Annotated in this window: 1 protein-coding gene; it reads right to left on the bottom strand. The window is 49.5% G+C overall.

All coding sequences use genetic code 11. The features are described from left to right. A partial coding sequence (locus R7P74_RS26055) for a COG3650 family protein (protein WP_443293410.1) occupies positions 1–760 on the bottom strand: 760 nt, incomplete at both ends.

The raw sequence follows: 760 nt of genomic DNA, 5'->3' as shown, positions 1-760 counted from the left end.
GACATCAAACGTTGTTGCTGGTGGTGGGTCATCACAACTTGAACTTGCGACGGGCTCAACTGTTGCCAGAAGCCGCGTTCCACTAATGGGTCTTGACCGTTTGAGTAGCTGTATTTCGTCGTGGCGCTGTGGTCAGGGTTTAAGGTCATTTGCACCTCAAAACCTTGTGATTGCGTTGAGGTGGCTACATAGGTATTTGCCCAGCTAAGCGTTGCATCAACGTTCGCTGCCATGCCACACCCTTGGTAAGTGTTTCCATCGTGTTTGAGTGTTGCTTTCCAGCCATACAAAGAGTCGCTCATGGTGTCTGAACAGAGGTTTTCCGTCATACGCAGTTCACCATCATCAAGCCTATAAGTGCGTTGGCGCGGCTGCAGTTGACTGCTTTGAATAGGCAGCATTTCGGTGGTTTTTCCCATCTGTTGGAACTTAAGCGCATTGGCTTCAAAACTGGCTGCCCAAGACGGCTCGTTGCCAAATACACGTGTCGGCTTTTGCGGTTGGCTGCAACGATTTGGGTTTTCGGTAGTGAGGAAGTTCACTTGCTCAACCACAAAATTGGCGTCGAAATCCGCAGAGAAACCATCAATGCCCGGAGGATTAAGATGACCGATGACTTCGCCATACATGGTTTGGTACGGTTCATTACCGAGCTTAATGGCGCGTTGAATTTGTTGTGGTGACAGTTGCAACCAATATTGCTTGTCGCTGCCGCAAGGCATGATGTACTGACTTTCATGGCCGATGATTACTTTGCCGC

This window comes from Vibrio sp. 2033 (genome assembly GCF_033339735.1).
This window is presented reverse-complemented; position numbering and strand designations above follow the sequence as displayed.